The 24,512-nt window shown below is 60.8% G+C and carries 23 protein-coding genes; 18 read left to right on the top strand and 5 right to left on the bottom strand.

Features of this window, described 5'->3' with window-relative positions:
• Positions 1–25: 25 nt before the first annotated feature.
• Positions 26–859 carry a pyruvate, water dikinase regulatory protein gene (locus AB5I84_RS07470; RefSeq protein WP_369455231.1) on the bottom strand — a complete coding sequence of 278 codons (834 nt, stop codon included), beginning with the start codon at positions 857–859 and terminating at the stop codon, positions 26–28.
• Between the two features lie 6 nt (positions 860–865).
• A complete protein-coding gene (locus tag AB5I84_RS07465) occupies positions 866–1,693 on the bottom strand; it encodes a kinase/pyrophosphorylase (RefSeq protein WP_369455230.1) in 828 nt (275 codons plus the stop codon).
• A 237-nt stretch (positions 1,694–1,930) separates the two neighbouring features.
• Here AB5I84_RS07465 and ppsA point away from each other — a divergent pair, with 237 nt between their 5' ends.
• Positions 1,931–4,303, top strand: a complete 2,373-nt coding sequence (gene ppsA, locus AB5I84_RS07460) for a phosphoenolpyruvate synthase (protein WP_369455229.1) — start codon at positions 1,931–1,933, stop codon at positions 4,301–4,303.
• 71 nt (positions 4,304–4,374) lie between these two features.
• On the opposite strand, the gene AB5I84_RS07455 is transcribed toward ppsA, so the two are convergent.
• Positions 4,375–4,989: a lytic transglycosylase domain-containing protein gene (locus AB5I84_RS07455; RefSeq protein ID WP_369455228.1), complete on the bottom strand. Its 615-nt coding sequence runs from the start codon at positions 4,987–4,989 to the stop codon at positions 4,375–4,377.
• Positions 4,990–5,141: 152 nt separating this feature from the next.
• Here AB5I84_RS07455 and gorA point away from each other — a divergent pair, with 152 nt between their 5' ends.
• From gorA to AB5I84_RS07440, 3 genes are all read left to right on the top strand, one after another.
• Positions 5,142–6,497: a glutathione-disulfide reductase gene (gene gorA, locus AB5I84_RS07450; RefSeq protein WP_369455227.1), complete on the top strand. Its 1,356-nt coding sequence runs from the start codon at positions 5,142–5,144 to the stop codon at positions 6,495–6,497.
• A 209-nt stretch (positions 6,498–6,706) separates the two neighbouring features.
• Positions 6,707–7,486: a ParA family protein gene (locus AB5I84_RS07445; protein ID WP_369455226.1), complete on the top strand. Its 780-nt coding sequence runs from the start codon at positions 6,707–6,709 to the stop codon at positions 7,484–7,486.
• A 124-nt stretch (positions 7,487–7,610) separates the two neighbouring features.
• Positions 7,611–8,387, top strand: a complete 777-nt coding sequence (locus tag AB5I84_RS07440) for a hypothetical protein (protein ID WP_369455225.1) — start codon at positions 7,611–7,613, stop codon at positions 8,385–8,387.
• Here the strand turns inward: AB5I84_RS07440 and AB5I84_RS07435 are convergent.
• The gene (locus AB5I84_RS07435; RefSeq protein ID WP_369455224.1) at positions 8,384–9,493 is read right to left on the bottom strand and encodes an alpha/beta fold hydrolase; all 1,110 of its coding nucleotides are present in this window, start codon (positions 9,491–9,493) and stop codon (positions 8,384–8,386) included. The two genes, AB5I84_RS07440 and AB5I84_RS07435, sit on opposite strands and share 4 nt — an antisense overlap.
• A 95-nt stretch (positions 9,494–9,588) precedes the next feature.
• Here AB5I84_RS07435 and AB5I84_RS07430 point away from each other — a divergent pair, with 95 nt between their 5' ends.
• From AB5I84_RS07430 to AB5I84_RS07420, 3 genes are all read left to right on the top strand, one after another.
• Positions 9,589–10,053, top strand: a complete 465-nt coding sequence (locus AB5I84_RS07430) for a PaaI family thioesterase (RefSeq protein ID WP_369455223.1) — start codon at positions 9,589–9,591, stop codon at positions 10,051–10,053.
• 3 nt (positions 10,054–10,056) lie between these two features.
• Positions 10,057–10,512: a PaaI family thioesterase gene (locus AB5I84_RS07425; RefSeq protein ID WP_369455222.1), complete on the top strand. Its 456-nt coding sequence runs from the start codon at positions 10,057–10,059 to the stop codon at positions 10,510–10,512.
• Between the two features lie 112 nt (positions 10,513–10,624).
• Positions 10,625–11,728: a ferritin-like domain-containing protein gene (locus AB5I84_RS07420; RefSeq protein ID WP_369455221.1), complete on the top strand. Its 1,104-nt coding sequence runs from the start codon at positions 10,625–10,627 to the stop codon at positions 11,726–11,728.
• 42 nt (positions 11,729–11,770) lie between these two features.
• Here the strand turns inward: AB5I84_RS07420 and AB5I84_RS07415 are convergent, their stop codons facing one another.
• Positions 11,771–12,439: a YiaD family glycine zipper/OmpA-like lipoprotein gene (locus AB5I84_RS07415; RefSeq protein WP_369455220.1), complete on the bottom strand. Its 669-nt coding sequence runs from the start codon at positions 12,437–12,439 to the stop codon at positions 11,771–11,773.
• A gap of 301 nt (positions 12,440–12,740) precedes the next feature.
• On the opposite strand from AB5I84_RS07415, the gene AB5I84_RS07410 reads away from it, so the two are divergent.
• From AB5I84_RS07410 to fnr, 11 genes are all read left to right on the top strand, one after another.
• Entirely contained in the window at positions 12,741–14,213 is a 1,473-nt protein-coding gene (locus tag AB5I84_RS07410; protein WP_369455219.1) for a glycerol-3-phosphate dehydrogenase/oxidase, read from the top strand.
• A gap of 180 nt (positions 14,214–14,393) precedes the next feature.
• Positions 14,394–14,534: a hypothetical protein gene (locus AB5I84_RS07405; RefSeq protein WP_369455218.1), complete on the top strand. Its 141-nt coding sequence runs from the start codon at positions 14,394–14,396 to the stop codon at positions 14,532–14,534.
• 57 nt (positions 14,535–14,591) lie between these two features.
• Positions 14,592–15,422: a 23S rRNA (adenine(2030)-N(6))-methyltransferase RlmJ gene (locus AB5I84_RS07400; protein WP_369455217.1), complete on the top strand. Its 831-nt coding sequence runs from the start codon at positions 14,592–14,594 to the stop codon at positions 15,420–15,422.
• 136 nt (positions 15,423–15,558) lie between these two features.
• Positions 15,559–17,001 (top strand): FAD-dependent oxidoreductase, encoded by a 1,443-nt coding sequence (locus AB5I84_RS07395; protein WP_369455216.1) that lies wholly within the window; start codon positions 15,559–15,561, stop codon positions 16,999–17,001.
• Entirely contained in the window at positions 16,998–17,399 is a 402-nt protein-coding gene (locus tag AB5I84_RS07390; RefSeq protein WP_369455215.1) for a hypothetical protein, read from the top strand. Before AB5I84_RS07395 ends, AB5I84_RS07390 begins: the two co-directional genes overlap by 4 nt.
• A gap of 9 nt (positions 17,400–17,408) precedes the next feature.
• On the top strand, positions 17,409–18,911 hold the full coding sequence (locus tag AB5I84_RS07385; RefSeq protein WP_369455214.1) for an aldehyde dehydrogenase family protein: 1,503 nt from the start codon (positions 17,409–17,411) through the stop codon (positions 18,909–18,911).
• Positions 18,908–20,095: an amino acid deaminase/aldolase gene (locus tag AB5I84_RS07380; RefSeq protein WP_369455213.1), complete on the top strand. Its 1,188-nt coding sequence runs from the start codon at positions 18,908–18,910 to the stop codon at positions 20,093–20,095. The genes AB5I84_RS07385 and AB5I84_RS07380 overlap by 4 nt, the downstream gene beginning before the upstream one ends.
• Before the next feature lie 72 nt (positions 20,096–20,167).
• Positions 20,168–21,346, top strand: a complete 1,179-nt coding sequence (locus AB5I84_RS07375) for a multidrug effflux MFS transporter (RefSeq protein WP_369455212.1) — start codon at positions 20,168–20,170, stop codon at positions 21,344–21,346.
• Positions 21,347–21,486: 140 nt separating this feature from the next.
• Positions 21,487–21,915, top strand: a complete 429-nt coding sequence (locus tag AB5I84_RS07370) for an MAPEG family protein (RefSeq protein ID WP_369455211.1) — start codon at positions 21,487–21,489, stop codon at positions 21,913–21,915.
• Positions 21,916–22,305: 390 nt separating this feature from the next.
• Positions 22,306–23,679, top strand: coding sequence for an oxygen-independent coproporphyrinogen III oxidase (gene hemN, locus AB5I84_RS07365; protein WP_369455210.1), 1,374 nt, complete (start codon positions 22,306–22,308; stop codon positions 23,677–23,679).
• Positions 23,680–23,769: 90 nt separating this feature from the next.
• A complete protein-coding gene (gene fnr, locus AB5I84_RS07360) occupies positions 23,770–24,480 on the top strand; it encodes a fumarate/nitrate reduction transcriptional regulator Fnr (RefSeq protein WP_369455209.1) in 711 nt (236 codons plus the stop codon).
• Positions 24,481–24,512: the final 32 nt, after the last annotated feature.

Genomic DNA, 24,512 nt, shown 5'->3' with positions numbered 1-24,512 from the left:
ATGCCGGCGCAGTGGTTTTCGGGGGTCAGAACAGGCGGCGGCGCAGGCCGGTCTTGGCAAGGATACGTGAGGAGATTTCCTCGATCGAATACTCGGTCACTTCCAGCGACGGGATTTGGAAGCGCGAGATCAGCGCCCCGAACGCCCGCACTTCCATGTCGCACTGTTGGCGCGAAGCGTAGCGACTGCCGCCGCGGCGTTGCTGACGAATCTCTTCTAACCGGTCAGCGCCAATGGTGAGCGCAAACAACTTGTGTTGGTGCGGTAGCAGGCTTTTGGGCAGTCGCAGGTCGTCGAAGTCTTCTTCGGTGAGTGGGTAGTTGGCCATATAAAGGCCGTATTGCATCGCCATATAAAGGCAGGTCGGCGTCTTACCGCTACGGGACACGCCAATTACGATCAGGTCGGCTTGGTCGTAATAGGTAGTGCGGGCACCATCATCGTTCTGCATGGCAAAGTGGACCGCATCGGCGCGAATGCGGTAACTGTTGAGGTCGCGCACCGCGTGGCTCTGACCGCTCTTCAGCGTCGGTGGCTGGCCAATTTCGCGTTCCAGTGGCACCAGGAAAGCATCGAACAGGTCGAGTACCAGCGCCTCACTGCGGCGCAACTCTTTCAACAACAGCGGATCGGTCAGCGTCGAGAACACGATCGGGCGACTACCGTCTTCCTCCGCTGCCAGCTTGATGCGCAGTACCGCCGCTTCAATCTGGGCAGGGTTCTGCAAGTAGGGCAGCGTCACCTGGCGGAAGTTGTACTCGGAAAACTGGGTCAGCATCGAGCGTCCCAGCGTTTCCGCGGTAATGGCGGTGCTACCTGAGACATAAAAGGCGGTACGGACGGGTTTAGACGGGGTCATGGTGCCTCACTGCAGCCGGCGCTTGAGCCCGGTGAGGGCCAGGATGCGGGTGGAGATTTCTTCCACGGACATCTTGGTGACGTCCATATTGGGGAGCTGGTTGAACTCGAACAGCGCGCGGGCGGCTTCGGTTTCTTGAGTGCAGTGATCGGTGCAGCAGCCCTGCAGGTCATCGCCCGCCAATTCTTGTCGTGCCAGTGCTAGCCGGTACGGATCCATCGACAGACCAAATAGCTTGTCTTGGAACGGCACCAGTACCTCCGGCAGGCTGGCGTCTTCGATGTCCTGCTCGGTGAGCGGGTAGTTGGCCACGAACAGGCCGTATTGAAGTGCTAAGTAGAGGCTGGTCGGCGTCTTGCCGGCTTGCGGCAGCCCGACCAGGATTAAGTCGGCCTTTTCGTAATGGTGACGCCAACCCACACCGTCGTCGTTGTCGAGCGCGAAATGCACGGCCTCGATGCGCAACCGGTAGGCCTCGGGGTCGTGGATAGCATGGCTCTGGCCAACCTTGAGGCTCGAACGCACGCCTAATTCCTGCTCTAGCGGCCCCATGAACGCCTGGAACACGTCCAGAATCACGGCGCGGCTGCGCCCGAGTAGGTCGCGGTGACCCCGGTCCACCAAGCTTGAGAACACGATCGGGCAGTTGCCGTAGCGGTCCGCAGCCTCGTTGATCTTGGCGATGGCTTGGCGGGTGGCGTCCTCCGAGAGGATATAAGGCAGCGTCATGGTGTCGAACTCGACGCCTTGGAATTGGCTGAGCATGGCGTTACCGAGTGTTTCAGCGGTCAAGCCGGTGCCATCGGAGACAAAAAAGGCGACGCGTCGGTCCATCAAATACAGCTCTTGGCCAGCGGTGGCGGGCATCCGGCCGCAGGCCGGAGCAGTGAATGGGGCCTAGTGTCGCCACCGATTGCGGGCAAGTAAAGGGAGCCGGGCACTCGCCTCAGCGAAGCGCATTGGTTAGGATTCGCAACCTCAAGGCAAATCGGGCGAGAAAACGGCCGGGGTTTTCAGTAGACTACCCCGCATTCCACCCATTCATATTCCAGTCATGTAGGGAGCAAGACCTTGGCGGAGTACGTAGTCTGGTTTGAACGCCTCGGTAAAGGCGATGTTGAAACGGTCGGGGGCAAGAACGCCTCCTTGGGCGAAATGATCAGCAACTTGGCGGCCGCCGGTGTATCCGTACCGGGTGGGTTTGCCACGACTGCTGAAGCCTACCGTGATTTCCTCAACCACAATGACCTGACCCGCAAGATCAATGACGCGCTCGACAAGCTCGACGTCAATGATGTGGTCGCGCTGGCCGAGACCGGTGCCGAAATCCGCCGTTGGGTGGTTGAAGCCCCGCTCCAGCCGGAGCTCGAGCAGCAGATCCGCGATGCGTTTGCTCAAATCAGCGAAGGCAATGCCGATCTGGCTGTAGCAGTGCGCTCCTCCGCCACCGCGGAAGACCTGCCGGACGCGTCCTTCGCCGGCCAACAAGAGACCTTCCTCAACATCCGCGGCGTGGACAACGTGCTGGTTGCGGTGAAGGAGGTCTTTGCATCCCTGTTCAACGACCGTGCCATCAGCTACCGCGTACACCAGGGCTTCGAGCACGCAGGTGTGGCGCTGTCAGCCGGCATCCAGCGCATGGTGCGCTCAGAAACCGGCGCCGCCGGGGTGATGTTCACCCTTGATACCGAGTCTGGCTTCCGCGATGTGGTATTCATCACCTCGTCTTACGGCCTCGGTGAAATGGTGGTGCAGGGCGCCGTGAACCCTGACGAATTCTACGTGCACAAGAAGACGCTGCTGAACAAGCGGCCGTCGATCCTGCGCCGCACCATCGGCTCCAAGCTGCAGAAGATGATCTACGGCAGCGAAGCCAGCGCCGGCAAATCAGTGCAGGTGGTAGAGGTAGAGCGCGATGAGCGCTACCGCTTCTCGCTGACCGACGCCCAGGTGGAAGATCTGGCGCGCCAGGCCATCGAAATCGAAAAGCACTACGGTGGCCCGATGGACATCGAGTGGGCGCTCGACGGTGACGACGGCAAACTGTACATCGTGCAGGCGCGCCCGGAGACCGTGAAGAGCCGCTCCGACGTGTCGGTGATGGAACGCTACAACCTCAAGCAGCGCGGCAAAGTGCTGGTTGAAGGCCGCGCCATCGGCCAGCGCATCGGCGCCGGTCCGGTGCGGGTGGTCAGCAGCATCAAAGAAATGGAAAAGGTGCAGGACGGCGACGTGCTGGTCACCGACATGACCGACCCGGATTGGGAACCGGTCATGAAGCGTGCCGCGGCCATCATCACCAACCGTGGCGGCCGTACCTGCCACGCGGCCATTATCGCCCGTGAATTGGGTGTGCCGGCGATCGTTGGTTGCGGCGACGCCACCGAGATCCTCCAAGACGGCCAACTGGTCACCGCGTCCTGTGCCGAAGGTGACACCGGTAAGATCTACGAAGGCCAACTGGACTTCGAGATCCAGCGCAACTCCATCGAGTCGATGCCGAAACTGCCGTTCAAGATCATGATGAACGTTGGTAACCCGGACCGCGCCTTCGATTTCGCCACGCTGCCGAACCAGGGTGTGGGCCTTGCTCGCCTTGAGTTCATCATCAACCGCATGATCGGCGTGCACCCGAAAGCACTGTTGAACTACGACAGCCAATCCCGTGATCTGCAGCAGACCATCGATAAGCGTATTGCCGGCTACACGTCACCGGTGGATTTCTACATCGAGAAGCTGGTGGAAGGTATTTCTACGCTGGCTGCAGCGTTCCACCCGGAGAAGGTCATCGTGCGGATGTCGGACTTCAAGTCCAACGAGTACGCCAACCTGATCGGCGGTAAGCACTACGAGCCGGAAGAAGAAAACCCGATGCTGGGCTTCCGCGGTGCCTCCCGTTATGTGTCGGAAAACTTCCGTGACTGCTTCGAACTCGAATGCCGCGCACTGAAGAAAGTCCGTGACGAAATGGGCTTCACCAACGTTGAAGTCATGGTGCCGTTCGTGCGCACCGTGGGCGAAGCGGAAACCGTCATCGAGTTGCTGTCGAAAAACGGCCTTAAGCGAGGTGACAACGGTCTGCGCATTATCATGATGTGCGAGCTACCCACCAACGCGTTGCTGGCGGACGACTTCCTGCAGCACTTCGACGGCTTTTCCATCGGCTCCAACGATCTGACCCAGCTCACTCTGGGCCTGGACCGTGACTCCGGCATCGTCAGCCATCTGTTCGATGAGCGCGATCCGGCGGTCAAGAAGCTGCTGTCCATGGCGATCCAAGCCTGTAACGATGCCGGTAAGTACATCGGTATCTGCGGCCAAGGTCCTTCCGACCACCCGGATCTGGCCAAGTGGCTGATGGAGCAGGGTATTTCCAGCGTGTCATTGAATCCGGACTCGGTTCTCGGCACTTGGTTCTACCTGGCTGAGAAGCACGGCAAGTAAGCAGTGCCGGCTCCACAAAAAAACCGCAGCTTAGGCTGCGGTTTTTTTATGTCTGCGCGGCAGTGCTGGAGTCAGCGTGCGGCTAGCGCATCGCCCATTTCGGCACGGTACACCGGCAACAGGTCTTGTACTTTACGCACATAGCGCCGGGTTTCATCGAACGGCGGGATACCACCGTGACGGCGTACGTTGCCTTCTCCGGCATTGTAAGCGGCTAACACTAGGTCAAGTTGGTCGAAGCGCGCCATGAGGTAAGCCAGATAGCGGGCGCCGCCATCAATGTTCTGGCGCGGGTCAAACGGCTCAGTCACTTTGAGGAAATCAGCCGTTTGCGGCATCAACTGCATCAAGCCCTGCGCGCCGGCGCGGGACACGGCCCGCGGATCGAACGCCGACTCGGTATGGATCACTGCCTTAATCAGCGCCGGCTCCACCTGGTGGACAAGCGCGGCGCGGTGAATCAGACGGTCGTACAGCGCCCGCCGCGCCTGCGAAGGTGTCTGCGCAGACTCGGTCCAGCCCTTGCGGATGCTCAGCAGTGAATGCCCCGGCATCTGCGCCCGGTCGGTGAACAGCCGAGTGCCGGTCGGCGTGCGGTATTCGTAGATGGTATCGGCGCCGGCACTGCTCCCCCACAGCAACAGTGCCAGGCAGACGCTTCCCCAGCGTCGTCGATCGCGCAACATGCCCTCTCTCCCCAAGGTGCCGTGCTGATACTTTATTCGTATCCGCTGCGCAGTATGCACCAAGTTCGCTGAGCGTCCCAGTGTTTGACTTGCGTGCTGCCGCTGCGCTCGGCAGCATGGTCGGCGTTTCATCACAGAGCGGGAGACACAACATGACCAGTACGGCGCGCCACTACGACGCCATTGTGATCGGGGCCGGTTCCGGCGGCGTGCGCGCTGCCCGCATCGCGGCCAGCCTGGGCGCCCATGTGGCGATTGTCGAAGAGCGTTTCTTCGGCGGTACCTGCGTCAATGTCGGCTGTGTACCGAAAAAGATGTTTGCCTATGCCGCCGGCTTGCAAGACAACTTCACGCTGGCCGCCGATTACGGCCTGTCGGTGGGCAAGGTGGCGTTGGACTGGGATGTCCTGCGTGACAACAAAACCCGTGAGATTGAACGCCTGAACGGCATCTACCGACAGCTGCTGGAAAAAGCCGGCGTGGTCATTGTCGAAGGCAGTGCGCAGATCACCGGGCCGGGTACGGTTCAGGTCGGCGAGCTGCAGCTGACGGCGCCGCGTATTCTGATCGCCACCGGCGGTACGCCATTCCTGCCGGATATTCCCGGACGGGATCTGGCGCTGATTTCCGACAACTTGTTCTATCTACCGCAATTGCCGGAACGGGTGGCGGTGGTCGGTGGCGGGTACATCGCCACAGAGTTTGCCGGCATTCTCAACGGCCTCGGCGCCAGCGTCACCCAGCTCTACCGCGGCGACCAGATCCTGCGTGGTTTCGATGACGACATCCGTAATCATGTGGCCGAGCAGATGCAGCAGCAGGGTGTCCGCTTGACGCTGGACACTGATGTAACTCGCATCGAAGCCGTGGGCGAGGGCCGTCGGTTGCATTTGAGCAACGGCGAAACGCTGGAAGTGGACGCGGTGTTTTACGCCACAGGTCGGACGCCTAAAGTGGCTGGTCTGTTCGCAGCCGGTGCGGCGCCGGCGTTGACCGAGCAGGGCGCGGTCGTGGTGAATGCGGAATTCGAAACCTCGGTGCCCGGCCTGTTCGCAGTCGGTGACGTCATTGACCGGGTACAATTGACACCGGTGGCGCTGGCAGAAGGCATGTGGTGGGCACGCCAGCAATTCGGCAATCAACGTGATGTGCCACCGCCGTCCTACGAGAATATTCCTACCGCGGTGTTTTCCCACCCGCCGATCGGCACCGTCGGCCTCACCGAAGCCGATGCGCGTGCGCGGCATGCCAATGTGAAGATTTACCGCAGCAGCTTCCGGCCGCTCAAATACACCCTCGGCAACCAGCAGCACCGTACGCTGATGAAGCTGGTGATCGACGCTGACAGCGACAAAGTACTGGGACTGCACGTGAGCGGTGACGATGCCGCAGAAATCGTGCAGGGCTTTGCTGTGGCAGTAGTAATGGGCGCCACCAAGGCTGACTTCGACCGCACCATTGGCATTCATCCCACCTCGGCGGAAGAGTTTGTCACCATGCGTGACTGAGCCTTGGCCAGATATTGCCCCATCCGCGCAGAGGCCGATGGCCGCGGCCTCTGCGAAGGTTGTGAAGCGGTTATCAACAGGCTCATCCACTGCATCTGTGCATAACCCTGCCACTGGCCGCAACGCCGCTGCCGCACGCAGGTGCAGCCCTGTTCGAGGTGGCCGGCAACCGCTATGGTGTGCGCCGAAGTTCAGCTTGGAGGTGTGCAATGCGTCGGGTGGTATTCAATCAGAAAGGCGGGGTAGGGAAGTCCAGCATTACCGTGAATCTGGCCGCCATCGCTGCAGCCGAGGGACGCCGCACCCTGGTCATTGACCTCGACCCGCAATGCAACGCCAGCCAGTACCTACTGGGCATGACCGCCTACGAAGACGGTCGCAATCCAAGCCCCAACATCGGCGATTTTTTCAGTCAGGCGCTGACCTTCCGGCTCAAAGAAAAAGCGCCGATGGAGTATGTGCATGCCACCGCCCATGAGCGGTTGTTCGTGCTGCCGTCTAACGCCGAGTTGGGCGAGATCGAGCATCTGCTGCAGAGCAAGCACAAAATCTACAAACTGCGCGGGCTGATCAAAAGCCTGTCGCGGGAGTTCGATGAGATCTATATCGATACCCCGCCGGCGTTCAATTTCTACACCTTGTCCGCACTGATCGCGGCGGACCGGGTGCTGATTCCGTTCGATTGCGATGCGTTCTCGCGCAAAGCGCTCTATACGCTGCTGGAAAACGTCCACGAAGCCCGTGACGACCACAACGACCAGTTGCAGGTGGAGGGGATCGTCATTAACCAATTCCAACCACGCGCGCGGTTGCCGCAGCAATTGGTGGAGGCACTGCGTGAGGAAGGGCTGCCGGTGCTGGATGCGCCGCTGTCTTCCAGCGTGGTCATGCGCGAATCTCACGACACCGGCATTCCATTGGTGCATCTGGCGCCGCGCCATAAGCTGACGCTCGAATACCAAGCGCTGTACCGTCTATTACCAGGCTGAAAACCGGCAGGTCATCCCGCCATTCGGCTAGATCAGCCGTTTGATCCCACTGCGGAGATACAGCCACGCCGCCATCGCTTACCCTGAGCAGTGATAATAAAAGCAATGCTGTTGGGGGAGTCTGATGACCATTCATGGAAGTCTGCGCACCGTGCCCACGGGGCTGCGGTGTTTGTCGTGGTTGCTGCTGTGCCTGCTGTCGAACACGGCTTGGGCGGTTAACGCTGCCGACCTGGCGCGTTTTGAACAACGACTATGGGAAGTGCGCAGTGACGCCCATGCCTACCTAGTGCTGGACAACGCGCCGCGTTATCGCAGCGCCACCTTAGCCAGCATTCAGGCGCTGCGGCACAGCTTGGAGCAGTTACAGGACGGTGCCACCGGCAGTGACCAGAGCCTACTCGCCAACCAAGTGGCGCCCAAGCTGCGTCAATATCTGATCGCCGCGGACACCAGCGTGCGGACCGGCGATGAATCCAAACGCCAGTATGCGGTGCAGGATCTGACCGCACTCAGCTATGAGATTGCCGCGCTGGTGGCGCCGCTGTCCGCGGAGGGCGACAACAGCGATCCGATCGTGGCGTTGCTGCGTACTGCCGCGCAGGTACAGCAGATCGGCTCTGAGTACCTATCACTGGTGGCGTCACCGGCCGGCGGCATGGCCATCGGCGGCGAAGGCAACATCGACCTCAACGAAGCCGTGCCGGCCATGGATCGCCACTTGCAGACGCTGAAGCGGCGCCTGCAAGAACCTAGCGCGACGGCGGCCCTGACAGAGGCGGAAGGGAAGTGGCGCTTCATCCGCGAATCGCTGATGAAGTTCTATGACAAGTCGGTGCCATTTCTGGTGCAGCGCTACACCGAGCAGATCGTCGATGCGTTGCAACGCGGTGCGGTTTAATCGCGCTCCAGCAACCAATCGGCAGCCAGCCGCCAGGTGGTATCTGGGGCTTGGCTGCCGGCGAACACACCGGCATGCCCGCCCGGCACCACCATAAACTGTTTGTCGTGGGAGCCGCTCACCCGCAGGATGTCGCGGGCGGCGCGGATGGTGACCAGCTTGTCACTGGCGCCGGCCAACGCCAGCAGCGGGCAGCGGATTTGGCTCAAGTCCGCCAACCGACCGCCAATAACGATGGTGCCGCCGGCAATGTGGTTACTGATGATCATTTTCTCGATCACCTCACGCACCGTGGCGCCAGGGTAGTCAAGCATGTTGTTGAACCACTGGCCCATGGTCATGTATTCGGTGATGTAGTCGCGGTCGGTGACGTTGCGCACCAGATCCAGATAGGACGCCAGCACGCCCGGCGGGTTGGTCATCTTGAAGCCGAGCGACAGCAGCCGCGCGGGAATTTCGAACAGACGCTCATCCACCGGCTTCAGTCGCAGCCGGAACCACTCGTGGGCCTTCAGCGCCGGGCGGCTCATCAAGGCGAAAAAGCGCCCGTAAGCGCCGCTCTGATGGAAATTCACTGGGCTGGCGATGGTAATCAAGTGCGCCACCGGCGCCGCCGGGTGGGCTGCTAGATACATCATTGCCAGCAACCCGCCCATGCAATAACCCAGCAAGCTAACTTGATCCGCACCACTGTGGCCACGCACCGCTTGCACTGCGGCGGGCAGCCATTGATTGACGTAGACATCCAGCGACAGCGAGCGCTGCGACTGCGACGGGCGCCCCCAATCAAGCACGTACACATCAAAACCGCGCGCCAGCAGATAGCGCACCATGGAACGGCTCGGCATGATGTCGAAGGTCCAGGTCTGGATACCCAGCGCCGGAATCAGCAGCAGCGGAATGCGGGCCTCGCCATCACGGTCAGCCGCGGTTAGACCCGGCCCTTGTTCCGGCAAACGGTAGTGACGTACTGCCATGATGTCGTCGCGGTAGATTTCCTGCCACGGCGTGCGATCCACCAGAATGAAACGTTCCGGGTGGCGACGACGTTCCACAGCATGGCTTAGAGCACGCCAACCGGTGCGGGCGCGGGACAGCGTTGACATCGAGACAGCATTCCTTGGACGGTTTGGCACTTGATTTCGAGGCGCATGATGGCGTTTATTGCCGGCTTTGAACAGCGCTCCAAGGAGACTCGATTGTGACTCGTCAGGACGTATGCGAACGCTTTGTGGCGTCGGTGCGGCACTCGACCCGCCTCAACATGCAGGTGCTGGAGGCGCTAGAGGACCGCGTCACGGTACGCATGCCCTACAGCGAAGACTTGGTTGGCAACCCCGACACTGGGGTAATCCACGGCGGTGCCATTTTCACGCTGATCGACCAAGCGGGTGGGCTGGCCAATTGCTGCCGCCTGTTCCCCGAATTCGAGCTGACGCCGACCATCGACATGCGTGTCGATCACCTGCGGGCGCCACGCCCCGGACACGGCATCTTGTGCTATTCGCACTGTTACCGGCTCAGTGAGCACGTGGCATTCGTCAGCTCTCGGGTGTTCGAGGAGGAGGCCGAGGGCGTGCCGTCAGACTTGGGCGAAATTGCCACCTGTCTAGCGACCTACATGCGCATGAAGCTGCCGGGCCAGTCCCGCCGTGGAGAGGGTTGAGCGATGAATGCCCTGTATGAATTGATCCGCGCCTGCCGCGCCGGCGAAGCGTCTTATCAGGCGCTGGTGGAGCGGGTGCCCTATGCTCGTTTCCTTGGCATTGAAGTGGCAAACCGGGGCCAGGAAATATCCTTTGTGCTGCCGCGCAACGCGGACAATATCGGCAACCCGACTTTGCCGGCGCTACACGGTGGCGCAGTGGCCGGCTTCATGGAGCAGTCGGCGGTGATTTTCCTATTGCTGTCGATGGGCGAGCCGCGGGTGCCGAAAACCATCGATTTCACTATCGATTATTTGCGTGCCGGCCACTTCCGTGACACCTATGCGGAGTGTCAGGTGACGCGGCTTGGGCGGCGTGTGGCCAACGTGCAAATCAGCGCCTGGCAGCAGCGCCGTGATGAGCCGATCGCGTTGGCGCGCGCCCATTTTCTGCTGTCGGATGAAAACGAGGCTCCGTGAGGGCCGGCAACCTCACAACAATGTCACGGGATGACGTGGAACAGGCAGCACCTTCCCCGCTAGCTTAGAACAGCTCCACTTGGAGATGTGAGTCACTAGCAGAGGTGCTGCCATGGACATCAAACGCGTTACAGCTCCCCCCGCAGACATTGTCTATTACAACAATTGGGATGGTCCCGGCTCCGACGACATCGAACAGCGGATGTCACCCCAGCACGTGCAAGATGTGGTGGAAATCTTCAATACTCCGCTGACGGGCCACTACAACTGGGATTACAGCAGCGCCGACGGACGTATCCGTAAGCTCTACCGGCTCGGCAAGGAACTGAACTGGAACGGCGACATCGATTTGGACTGGTCACTGGACTTTCCCCGCGACCAACCGCCGATGGATACCAACTACAATCCGTTTTCTGGCTGGGCGCCGTTTGAAGCACTCAGCGACGACGAAAAGCTGCGCTTCGGCTGGCACAACCTGGCGTGGATGCTGGCGCAATTTGTCCACGGCGAGCAGGGCGCTCTGCTGGTGGCGTCGCAGTTGGCATCCTGCGCGCCAAGTTATGACGCCAAGCTCTACGCCGCGTCGCAGACGTTCGATGAAGCCCGGCACGTGGAGGTGTTCACTCGCTATCTTCAGGACAAAGTCGGTATTTTTTATCCGATCAATCCCAACCTGAAGCTGCTGCTGGACAAGATCCTCTCTGACCCGCGCTGGGACCTGAAATTCATCGGCATGCAGATCATCATCGAAGGGCTGGCGCTAGCCGCTTTCAACACCTTGCGCCTGACCGCCAAGGACCCGCTACTGGTGCAGCTGATCAGCTATGTGATCCGTGATGAAGCGCGCCACGTGACGTTCGGCGTCAATTACTTGGAGCAGTTCGTCGAAACACTCAGCGAGCAGGAGAAGCAAGAGCGCGCTCAGTTCGCCTATGAGGCCTGCGTGGTGATGCGTGAGCGGCTGATCGCCACAGAGGTGTTTGCAGAGTTCGGCTGGGAGCCGGTGGCCGCGCGCGAGCAGGTGCTGCAGTCGCAGATCATGGCGCAATTCCGTGACCTGCTGTTCACCCGCATCGTTCCCAACCTCAAACGTATCGGTTTACTCACCGAACAGGTGCGACCGAAGTTTGAGGCGCTTGGCATCCTGCAATTCGAAGACCTGCAGGATGATGGCCAGATCGACTGGGCCGAGCTGTCACGGCCGCTGCGAGCCTAAGGAAAGGTGCTCCGGGCCGCCAGGGCGGCCCGGTTGCCGTCGTTACTTCACGTACGGTAGCAGCGTCAGTTCCACGCGCCGATTCTGGGCGCGTCCCGCCGGCGTGTCGTTGCTGGCGATCGGCTGCTGCGGGCCGAAGCCCACCACATCCAGCCGCACCGACTGCACACCGTGTCCGAGCAGAGCGTTGGCCACCGACTGCGCCCGCTGCTGCGACAGCAGCATGTTGTATTGCAGCGCGCCACTGGAGTCGGTGTGACCGGCCACCTGGATCATGGTGGAGGTGTATTCCTTCAGCACCTCAGCCACCGCATCCATCACCGGCACCATGGCGCCCGCCATCGCGTAGTCATCGCTGGCGAAGGTGATGCTGCCCGGCATATTGAGGATGATCTCATCGCCGCTACGGGTGACCGAGACGCCGCTGCCCTGTAGTTTCTGACGCAGCTTGGCTTCCTGCACATCCATGTAGTAACCCACACCGCCACCGGTGATGGCACCGATGCCGGCACCGGCCAGCGCGCGTTGTTTACGCTGCTTAGCGTTCTTGGAGGTGGCGATGCCGACCACTGCACCCACTGCCGCGCCGATGCCAGCGCCTTTGGCGGCATTGGAGGTTTGCGACTCCTGGGTGTAGGGGTTGATGGTGGTGCAGCCTTGGCCGATCACCAGTGCGCCAAGCAACATGCCTGTAGTCCATGCCTTGTTCATCAATTCGTCCTCTTGCCAATGCGCGCCATGCGCGTCGGCACCATAGGATAAGCCCGCTGCAGGCGGTAGTCTGATCAGCGCCATTGGCGCAGTGCATCACACCCGCGGGGGCATGCAGGTCCGCCACCAAGCGTGACCGGCGGTTCACTCGGCAGCGGTTGACCGGCTGGCGTGAACGTGGAAATCTCGGCGCCCATTTCGATGCGGAACGTGCGTCACATCTTTTACCGTGACCGTCATACGCCTGCCTCGGCCATGGTGTCTACTTTCCCCAGCATCTCGTACCAGGAGTAACAGCGGCATGATCGGTTTGCGTCCGGATCCCCAGCAGCTCGTCGGGCAAGCGTGGGATCTGGTGGTAGTGGGGGGCGGCATCACTGGCGCCGGGGTCGCGCTGATGGCGGCCCAGCAAGGTCTGCGGGTACTGCTCTTGGAGAAGCAGGATTACGCTTGGGGCACGTCCAGCCGGTCGTCGAAAATGGTGCACGGTGGCCTACGCTATCTGGCTCAGGGCGATGTGCGGCTGACGCGCGAATCGCTGCAGGAACGTGAACGGTTGCTGCGGGAGTTGCCGGATCTGGTGCATCGCCACACCTATCTGTTCCCGGTGCGCAAGGGCAGCTTCCCCGGGCGGCTGGGTTTGAGCGTGGCATTGATGGGCTACGATTTCCTTGCCGGCATCCGTGACCACCGCTGGATCTCCGCCCGTGCTCTGCGCCAGCGCGCGCCGCTGCTGAAACTAAAACAGCTGCGGGGCGCCATGTCCTATACCGATGCCGTCACCGATGACAGCCGGCTGGTGCTGCGCATCCTGCACCACGCCGCAGCCGCCGGTGCCACGGTGGTGAACTACAGCGCCGTGCAGCGCATCGAGCGTGCCGCGCAACATTTCCAGCTGCATATCCAGGATCAGGTTAACGGCGCCAACTACCAGGTCAGCAGCCAGAAAGTGATCAACGCCACCGGCGCTTGGGTCGACCAGCTGTCGAACTCCAGTCCGCGGGTGCGACCACTGCGTGGCAGTCATATTTTCCTGCCCGCTGAGCTGTTACCAGTGACTGACAGCTATACCTTGCCGCACCCGGACGATGGCCGCCCGGTGTTCGTGTTCCCGTGGCACGGCGTCACCTGTGTCGGAACCACTGATCACGACCACACTGATGATCCGCAGCAGGAGGCCTATGCCCATGAGCACGAGGTGCGCTACCTGCTCACGCTGGTGCGCCATGCGTTCCCGAGTGTGCAACTGGACCGCAGTGACGTGATTTCTACCATGGCCGGTGTGCGCCCGGTGATTTCCTCCGGAAAGGGCCTGAAACCATCGCAAGAACGCCGCGATCACGCGGTGTGGGAAAGCGGCGGCGTGGTCAGCGTCAGCGGTGGCAAGCTCACCACGTTCCGGATCATTGCGTTGGACGCTTTGAAGGCCGCGGGCTTGATCGATGAGCGCCAGTACCGCCAACTGCGCAAGCAACCACGCATGCTGGCCAACGCGGTGACGGTACCTGCGGGCCTCGAGTCGCCGGCAGGGGCGGTGTCCGCTGAGCATCTGACCGCGACCTTGCTGCGCTGGCTTGTGGCGCAGGAGCAGCCTGTGCACCTGGATGATTTACTGCTGCGGCGGACTCGCATCGGTAACTTGACCGCTGACGGCGGCCGCGGCTGGGTGCGCACCAATCAAGCACTCTTACAGCAGGTCCTGGCTTGGGACGAGGAACGATTCTCAGCAGAATCAAATCGTTATGATCAAATATTGAAGCTTTACTACAACTGAGAACAGCGGCCTGCGGGCCGCTTTTTTTTGCCTTGCATCCGTTGCTCGCCCCTAGTCGGACACAATTTGTCGCGGGCTATTTACAATCATTCACAATCGGAGTGTGATTGCCGTCACAAAAGGCGAGTAATAACAGGGCGGTCCGGCGACCGTCTTGCAGCCGGACTGGAGGCGATCACAATGAGCACCCGCACTGTACAACGACTCAACCGCTGGTGGTTGGCGACCGATTGGCAAAGTATCCGGCGCCAAGCCCTGACCACTTGTTTGATTGGGCTGGTGGCGGGCGGAGTCGGTGTGATGGTTGCCAGCTCACTCTGAGCTACCGGTCGCACCCAAAAGCTCTCTAGAATGGCCCCCTTTTCAGAGGGGCCTGCCATGCTCAGTTACCAGCACGGTTATCACGCCGGCAATGCCGCCGACCTGCACAAGCACGCGATCTTGACGCTGGTGCTGCAATACCTGCGGCGCAAGCCAAAGCCGTTCACCGCGCTGGATGTTTACGCCGGACGTGGTCTTTACGACCTGTCTGGCCACATCGCGCAAAAGACCAAAGAAGCCGATGCCGGCATCCTGCGTGCGTGGGAACAGTCTTGGCCTGCCGCGCTAGGCGACTACCGTCAGGTGTTACGCCACTGTAACCCCCACCGTGAACACCTGCAGTTCTACCCCGGTTCGCCGACAATTCTGGATCAGTTGCTGCCAGCGGACTCGCCGCTGCAACTGTGCGAACTGCACCCACAGGAACACAATGCGCTGGAGAAACTGTTCGAGCGCAAACCCCGGGTACACATCCATCGCCGCGATGCACTGGAAGCACTGGGCGGGCTGTTGCCACCCACCCCACGCCGCGGCCTAGTTCTAATTGATCCCAGTTATGAACAAGGCCAGGACTATCGGCGAGTCGGGGAGGCGGTGTTGCAGGCACACCAGCGCTGGCCGCAAGGTGTGATCTTGCTGTGGTACCCGTTGCTGGGTGACGAACGGCACTTGCCGATGCTACGTAATCTGGTGGCCAGCTCGATGCCAATGCTGCAGTGCGAGTGGGCCTATCGGCCGCGCGGTGCCGGCATGCACGGCTCCGGCATGCTGGTGGTCAATCCCCCATACCTGCTTGCAGAGCAACTCAACGGTTTGTCCGCCTGGTTCGGCTCCTTGGTCCAAGCCGGCAGCCCTTCATTGCTGATCCGACCGCACAATCTGAGTTAAGAGGGCGGCCGGCGGCCATAGATCACCAAATTTGATCGTTTTGAAACACCGCCATGGTGTCCGCTGCGGTGCAGCTGTGGTAGATTACTGGAACTATCGTACAAGAAAAGAGTCCAGCAATGCCGAGGCAGAACGCATGAGCGGATCACCCACACACCCTCTCTACGATGTCATCATCGTCGGCACCGGCGCCGGTGGCGCACCGCTGGCCTGTCATCTGGCTGAAGCTGGGCAGCGCGTGCTGCTGCTGGAGGCCGGCCGCTCGTGGCGCGCGGACCAATATCCGGACAACGAGCAAGATGCATCTCTTCGTCTGATGTGGGGCGGCGGGCTGGAACCCTCCAAAGACGGCGCACTGGCACTGCTACGTGCCAAAGTGGCCGGCGGGGGCACGGTGGTGAACCAAGCGTTGCTCGATCGCTTCGATGAGGATGCCTTTGAAGCGTGGCGCCAACAAAGCGGGCTTGCCGAGCACAGCAGTCAACACTTCCAGCGCTACTACCAGTTGACCGAAAGCGCACTGGCGTTGGAGTCCATCGCCCGCAGCGATTGGAATGAAAACGCACGCCTCTATGTGGAAGGCTTCGAACAGCTCGGCTACGGCTGGTCGCCACTGCGGCGCGGGCAGGCCCATTGCAATGTGGCCGACGGTAACGATTGCGTACGCTGCCTAGGCGGCTGTCCACGTCAGGCCAAACAGAGCATGACGGTGACTTTCCTGCCACGGGCCCTGGCCGCCGGTGCGGTCATGGAAGCCAACTGCGAGATCGCCGGCTTGGTGGAGGGAGGGCAGGGCGTCACTGTGTATGGACGCCAAGGCGGCCGCAATGTGACCTTCCACGGCCGCCGCTGCGTGCTGGCCGCCGGCGCCCTCGGCAGTACCGCGCTGTTGCTGAAATCCGGCTATGGCAGCCAACTTCCCGCACTTGGTCACCACTTTTATTGCCACCCCCAATTTGTCAGCTTGGCGCTGTACGACCGCAATATCGACGCCCACAAGGGCAGTTTCCAAGCGGTGAAGTCCGAAGAGCCGCGTTTTAGGGCTGCTGGTTTCAAACTGGAGAACGTGTTTGCTGGCCCCCTCGGCGTCGCCTTCCTGCTGCCACAAATCGGCGCCCGTCACCAGCAGGTGATGCAGCGTTTCCGGCAGCTCGCCTGTATCGAGGTGGCGGTGCGGGATGTCACACCGGGACGAATCTCGCTCGATCGCCGCGGCCGCATCAGCGTCGACAAACCGCTGGCAGCGCCGGAGTTGACGCGTGCCAAAGCCGGTCGCCAAGTGATCCACGACATCTACCGCCAGACCGGGGCGGAAGAGGTGATTGATTCGCCGACCAACATCGGCCTGCATTTGATGGGCGGTTGTGTGATGGGCACTGATCCGCGCCGCTCCGTGGTGGATGTTGGCTTCCGTGTGCACGGCAGCCGCCGCGTGCATGTGGTGGACGGTAGTGTATTTCCCAATGCTCCTGGCATTAACCCGTCGCTGACCATCATGGCGATGGCCCATCAAGCGGCGGAAGCGCTGCTCGGGCAGACGTTGTCACTGCCAACCCTCGTCACGGAGCGCGCATCATGAGCGAACTAATGCTGAGTGCGGCCGAGCTGCGTTGCTGGCGCAACGTCGGCCACGCGTATCTGCCGGGACAGGGCGGCCTGCCGTCCTATCGCGACACTGATGCTACCGACCACTTGCCGGCCTTGCTCGCCGCTGGCGATGCGGACGATATCGCCAGCCTGCGGCTGGTGGTGCGTGTTCTCGGTAGCTTGCCGGGGCCGCTGCCGGGATGGCTGGTGCGCACGGTGGCGGCGGTGGCACACACCCGGCTACCCGGGTCCGGATTGTTTCGCCTGCTCGATATGGGCCTGCGCGGCGTCATCATCAGCAGCTACTACAACGGCTTGGATCGCGATGCCGAGGGCCAATCCAAGCGCTACCGCACCATGGGCATCCACATTCACTGCCGTCCCGATTGAGGTATTACCGTGACCGACGCTCAAACCCACGCTCAGACGCTGTTTTCCCGCGCCCGCGCCGCCCAATCACAACTGGCGGTTTCCACCCTGTCAGAGCGACTGGCGGAACTCGGGCAGCTGCAGCAACGCATCCACCAACAACGTGACCAGATCGCGGATCGGATTGTGGCAGATACCGGCAAGAGCCGAACCGATGCCCTGGTGTCGGAGTTGCTCGGGGTGCTGGATTATCTGCAATGGTTGCAAGGTGCTGCTCCGGCTGCGCTGGCCGATGAAAAGGTCTCCACACCTCTAGCGCTAATGGGCAAGAGCTCGCGCATTTGGTACGAAGCGCTGGGGGTGGTGCTGGTCATCACCCCGTGGAACTATCCATTCCACATCGCCATGACCGCTATTGCTCCGGCCTTTGCTGCCGGCAACGCTGTGGTACTCAAGCCCTCCGAGCACACGCCGCTGACCGGTCTAATCGAATCCCTGGTGGACGGCCTGCCGCTGCTGTCTGCGGCGCTGCAGATTGCGCAGGGCGCCGGTGAAATGGCAGAAGCACTGATTGCCCAGCGACCAGACCGGGTCAGTTTCACCGGTAGCGCGCGCACCGGGCGCCGTATCCTTGCCCAATGTGCGCCGCTGCTGGTGCCGGTGGATCTGGAGTTGGGCGGTAAAGACGCCATGCTAGTGTTCGAGGATGTGGATCTTGAACGCACCAGCGCCGGCGCACTGTGGGGAGCGCTGACCAATGGCGGCCAATCCTGCACCGCAGTCGAGCGTCTTTATGTCCACCAAAGCCGTTACCCGGAGATGGTGTCACGCTTACGTGACCGCCTTGATGCGCTCGTGGTCTGCAGCGGCGACACCGGCAATGCTGACATCGGGGCCATGACCACTGATTTCCAGCTGGAGATCGTCCAGCGTCATTTGGCCGATGCGGCAGCCAAAGGCGCGACTATCCACGGCGGCGGCCGCATCGGAGATACTCGCATGCTGCGGCCAGCACTGGTCACCGACGTGCGTGACGACATGCTGGTGGTACAGGAAGAAACCTTCGGGCCAATCCTGGTCGTCCAGCCTTTCCAGGACGAGCAGGATTCAATCCGGCTGGCTAACAGCACCCCGTTCGGGTTGTCCGCCAGTGTCTGGAGCAAGGATCTCGCGCGCGCTGAACGGGTCGCACGTGCACTGCGGGTAGGCGCAGTGTCGATCAATAACGTGATGCTCACCGAAGGCAACCCAGCGCTACCATTCGGCGGGGTCGGCGAATCCGGCTATGGCCGCGCGAAGGGCGTTGAGGGCCTGCGCGGCATGGTGCGCAGCAAAGCGGTACTGATCGACAAGCAGAGCAGCAAAATCGAAGCCAACTGGTTTCCCTATACACAGGAAAAGTTTGCGCTGTTCGGTGGCCTGATTGACGGTCTATTCGGCCGTGGTCTAGGCCGCTGGGTAACCTTCGCCAAGGCCGGTCTAAAGCTTGAGAAGCAGGCGCAACTGCCGCGCAGTAACGGTTCCGACCAATGAGCGCAGCGCTTCTCTCCGCACTGCAGCACGCCTTGATAAATCAACCGCTGCCGGCGGCAGTGCTGGATCTGGATGCTTTTGATGCCAACCTGACAGCACTCTTAACACGTGCCGGCCGACATCCTCTGCGTATTGCCAGTAAGTCGCTGCGAGTGCCGGCACTGATCCAACGCGTGCTCGCCGCCGATCCGCGCTGTCAAGGGGTGCTGTGCTTCCATGGGCGCGAGGCCTGCGCTTTGGCAGAGCAGGGCATCACTGACCTGTTAGTGGCGTATCCCACGGTGCAGCCCGACACCTTGCGAGCAGTGGCCGAGCAGCTGCGACAAGGCCGCCTGATTACGCTGATGGTGGATGATGCCGAGCAGGTTAAGCGCATCGCCGAAATCGGCGAGCAGGAGCACGTGGTATTTCCACTGTGCTTGGACGTGGACTTGTCGCTGCCACTGCCAGGGCTGCATTTCGGTGTGCAGCGTTCACCAATCCGTTCTGCCAGCGCAGCAGTGGCCTGTTTCGACGTAATCCGTGCACTGCCAAGTGTTCGGCTCGAGGGTGTCATGGGCTATGAAGCGCAAGTGGCGGGAGTCGGTGACCAAGTGCCCGGGGCGGCGCTGAAAAACCGCTTGATTCGCCGCCTGAAACAGCTTTCTCTGCCGCGTTTGGCCGCCCGTCGCCAAGCGGTGGTCAATGCGCTGGAACAGGCGGGCGCCAAGTTGCGTTTCGTCAATGGTGGTGGCACCGGCAGTCTGGAAACCACTTGCAGCGATCCGTCGGTGACTGAAGTCAGTGCCGGCAGTGGCCTGTTTGCACCGGTACTATTTGATCACTATCAGGATTTCCAACATTCGCCATCGCTGTTCTTTGCGCTGGAAGTGGTGCGCCAGCCTCAGGCCGATGTCGTCACCTGTGCCGGTGGCGGCTACATCGCATCCGGGGCTGCCGGCAGCGACCGCCTGCCGACGCCGGTGTGGCCGCCGGGTCTGAGTTTATTACCACTAGAAGGGGCAGGGGAGGTGCAAACCCCACTGCGAGGCTCACGGCTACCGGCAATCGGCGATGCGGTGCTGTTCCGTCACGCTAAAGCCGGCGAGCTGTGCGAGCGCTTTAATCAGGTGCTGGTGGTGCAGGGCGGTACCGTCACTGGAGGACTGCCTACCTACCGCGGGCTCGGATGGCAATTCATGTAACAACCCACCAGTGAACGGGCCGCCGGCAGCGGCAACCGGTATGCTATGCCGATTCGCAATCGGGAGTGATGCATGCAGGTTGTTTCTCCGGTGCGCCTAGCGGTGGTGCTGGCGCTGTTGTCCGCCCTCGGCCCGTTGGCCATCGATACTTACCTTCCCGCACTAGTACGCATGGCCGATGATCTCGGCGGCGCCGTGCACCAAGTTGAAACCTCCGTCAGCCTCTATCTGATCGGCGCGGCTTTTGGCCAGTTGTTTGGCGGCCAACTCAGTGACCGCCTGGGTCGCAAGCAGGTCGCGGTGGGCGGCCTGCTGTTGTTCCTGTTTGCCAGTATCGGGATCGTGCTGGCCGACTCGATCACTATGCTGTACCTGATGCGCCTGCTGCAGGCGTTCGGCGGCGGTGCAGCAGTGGTTATTTCTGCCGCCTCGGTGCGCGATTTTTACAATGGTCGGGAAGCCGCACGGGTACTGACCACCATCGGGCTGATCATGCTGGTGGCTCCGTTGATTGCGCCGGCTGTGGGTTCACTGCTGCTGCACCTGTGGAGCTGGGAATCGATTTTCATGTTCTTGGCCCTGTACGCGGCGATCATGCTACTGGTGCTGGTGCGTGGCCTGCCGACCCGCCCGCCACGACCGCAACCGGGCGGCGCCTTGGCCGGCTACGGTCGCGTACTGTGCCACCGCCAGGCGATGGGCTTCATTCTTGCCAACGCCATGGGCTTTTCAGCGATGTTCATGTTCATCACTGATTCTGCCTTCCTTTACATGACCCATTTCGGCGCCACTGAAGCACTGTTCCCAGTGCTGTTCGGTGCCAATATCGTGTTAATGCTGCTGCTCAACCGGCTCAACGTGGTGTTGCTGCGCCACTACGATCCGGCGGTGATGCTGCGCTGGGGCCTTACGCTGCAGTTGCTCGGTGCCAGCGTGTTCCTAGCCCTAGCAGTGACTGGTTTGCTGACGTTGGCCCTAGCGGTGCCGCTCGTCATGCTGGTGGTGGGGGCGGTTTCGCTGATCGTGCCGAACGCCATGGCCAGCTTCATGGCGTTCTTCGACCGCGATGCCGGCGCGGCCAGCGGTCTCAACGGCGCGCTGCAGTTCCTGCTGGCCGGTATCCTTGGCTTCCTTCTGACCCACTTCCACACCGAATCGGTGCTACCGATGGCGGTTGCGATGCTCGGCTCTGTCTTGCTAGCCAACGTCGCCTTTTACGGCCTTGCGCGTGGCGACGGATCGCAGACCTGAAGGCAGGGGAGAGTGGCCCCGGCAGCGGGGCCACCGATCGCCACATTTCTTGTTGCCGTGTACTCGCCCGAGGCTATATAACGGAGCGGGGCGGTCTCGCTCCATTAATATCAATAACATAGCAGCCAAATGGAGCCGCCATGAGTCAATCTCTTCTGTTGCCGATGATCACCCTTGTTGCCTGGAGTTGCGTGATGCTGGTGTGGATGCTCGCCCTGCGAGTGCCAGCCATCTTCAAGGCTAGGATGCGTCTCGATGCTAAACGCCCGCGTGGTGAACAAATGGCAGAACTGCCAGCAAAGATTCGCTGGAAAGCAGACAACTACAACCACTTAATGGAGCAACCGACGTTGTTCTACGCCACGGTGGTGGCGCTGGTGTTGCTGGGCAGTACCTCCAGTGTGGCGCTGGGTTTGGCTTGGGCGTATACCGGGCTGCGCGTGATGCACAGTCTGGTGCAATCACTGATTGACTCGGTCGAAATTCGCTTCGTGGTGTTCGCGCTGAGCACGTTGGCGCTGTTTGGTTTGGTTGGCATCGCTTTGCAGTTGGCGCTGCAGGTGGCTTGATACGGTATTTGGCAGGCAGCGCACGCGCTGCCTTTCAAGATCGAGCTGGGGTATGGAGCACTGCGCTCGGCAAAGAAGGATATCCAGTGGCATCTTGCACTGCCTAGACTCACCGATAAGACGTGTAATGTATATTATGTCAAATGACGTACTCATTAAGGCCAGACAGGTCGCCCAACTGTCGATCAGCACCTGGCTCGCCCCAATGGTCAGTCTATGTCGACACCCCGGACCCTAGTACACCACAGGTTTACACCGATCGACCTGACATCACCGGGACACTGCCGCACCTTCAGCTAGCCAGCTCTCCGTTGACGTGCATCAACTCGCTTTCTAGCCTAAACGTCATTATCACAGCCTCCCATATGGCACTGGCGCCGGAGAGTCTGAATGAGTTGCTGGAACCCCGACATCATCAAGCGTTACGGCGGACATGGCCCGCGTTACACCTCCTATCCTGCGGCCAGCAGCTTCCATGAAGAAATCACCGACCAGGACTACCGCGACGCGTTGGCGGACGGCAATAACGCCAAGCGGGCGCTGTCGCTGTACATGCACATCCCCTTCTGCGAGCACGTCTGCTATTACTGCGCCTGCAACCGCATCGTCACCGGTGACAAACGCATCGCCGAACCGTATTTAGAAACATTGCTGAAGGAAATGACGCTGAAAAGCGCGTTGATCGACAGTCAGCGGCCGGTGGTTCAGATGCACTGGGGCGGCGGCACGCCGACTTTTTTTGACGATGCCCAGCTAACACGCTTGATGCATCAAACCGGCCGCTTGTTCCACTTGCTAGATCAGGATCGGGGGGATTACGGCATCGAAGTAGACCCGCGTACCGTCACCAGCAGCCGACTGAGCTTGCTGCGCGGACTTGGTTTCAACCGCCTGAGCTTCGGCGTGCAGGATCTCGACCCACGAGTACAACAGGCAGTAAACCGGGTGCAGCCGTTCGAGACGATTCTTGCACTGTTCCGCAGCGCCCGCGACTTCGGTTTCCGCTCCATCAATGCAGACCTGATCTATGGCCTCCCCTGGCAATCAGAAACCTCATTGGCACGGACGTTGGAACAATTGGGTGCACTCGATCCCGATCGTATCTCGCTCTATAACTACGCCCATCTTCCGAGCCGGTTCAAGGTGCAGCGTCAGATCGATGAAACCACCCTGCCCTCACCCTCTGAAAAGCTGCGCATGCTCACCCGCGCCGGCAGCATGTTGGAAGAAATGGGCTATCAGCTGATTGGCATGGACCACTTTGCCAAGCCCGATGACGCGCTGGCACAAGCACAGCGAGACGGCACGCTGTGCCGGAACTTCCAGGGCTACAGCTTGCACGGCGATGCCGACTTGGTTGGTTTCGGAGTCTCATCCATCAGCCAACTCGGCACCTTATACGCCCAGAACGCACGCCAAATCGATGACTGGCAGATGTCGCTGAACCAAGCCCGATTCCCGGTGCGACAAGGCTACCGGCTTGATCAGGACGACGAATTACGTCGCGATCTGATCATGACGCTGCTGTGCGGTATGCAGTTGGATTTGGAACAATTCGGCCAGCACTGGCAGATCGACGCTGCCAATTATTTCCGCGCCGAGTTGGACTCGCTACGGCCGTTGCTGGCCGACGGGTTGGTCACTTTCGATGGACGCCTGTTGCAGATTACTGAAATGGGACGCTTAGCGGCGCGAGCTGTGGCCATGGTGTTTGATCGCTATCAAACGCCGCAGACCGCCACCCGGTTTAGTCGTATCATCTGAGGACCCGATCACACTACCATGCAAAATTCGGTGGTGGTCGTATACTACTGTAGTGTGACATCCCCACCCTCAGTGCAACCGGAGACGACCTTGACAGTCCGAGTGTCCTGCAACGATTGCAGCCTCAGCCAGATCTGCTTGCCACTAGCCGTGGAGCCGGAACAGCTGGATGAGCTGGACCGCATGATCCGCCGCGGCCGCCCACTGAAACGGGGCGAGCACCTTTACCGTGCCGCCGATTCCTTTGAAGCGGTCTACGCGGTGCGCAGTGGCGCGCTGAAAACGTATTCCATGTCTGAAGAAGGTGATGAGCAGGTCACCGGCTTCTACCTGCCCGGCGAAATCGTCGGCATGGACGGCATCGGCACCGCCCACCATGTGTCTTCCGCCAAGGCGCTTGAAACGTCCACCGTGTGTGAGATTCCATTCACCCAGCTGGAAGCCTTGTCGACCAAGATTCCGACCCTGCAGCGCCATTTCTTCAGCCTCATGAGCCGCGAAATCCAGGAAGATCGGATGCTACACATGCTGCTTAGCAAAAAATCGGCGGATGACCGTGTGGCATCGCTGATCCTCAGTATCGGCGCGCGCCACCAGCGCCGTGGCCTGTCCAATACCCAGTTCCGCCTGCCGATGTCACGCTACGATATCGCCAACTACTTGGGGCTTGCCGTGGAAACCGTTAGCCGAATATTCACCCGGCTTCAGCAGCAGGAACTGATCAGCGTCGACGGCCGCGAAATCCAGATCCTTGATCGCCCGGGCCTATGTGGCGATTCTCGCAAAACCTGTACAAGCTGATACCTGTCCCAGTCGCTGCGTCACAGTGAGGT

The organism is Alcanivorax sp. REN37 (assembly GCF_041102775.1).
In the GTDB taxonomy this organism is placed as follows: domain Bacteria; phylum Pseudomonadota; class Gammaproteobacteria; order Pseudomonadales; family Alcanivoracaceae; genus Isoalcanivorax; species Isoalcanivorax beigongshangi.
The sequence above is the reverse complement of the archived record's forward strand: the minus strand, read 5'-3'. Positions and strand labels throughout refer to the sequence as shown.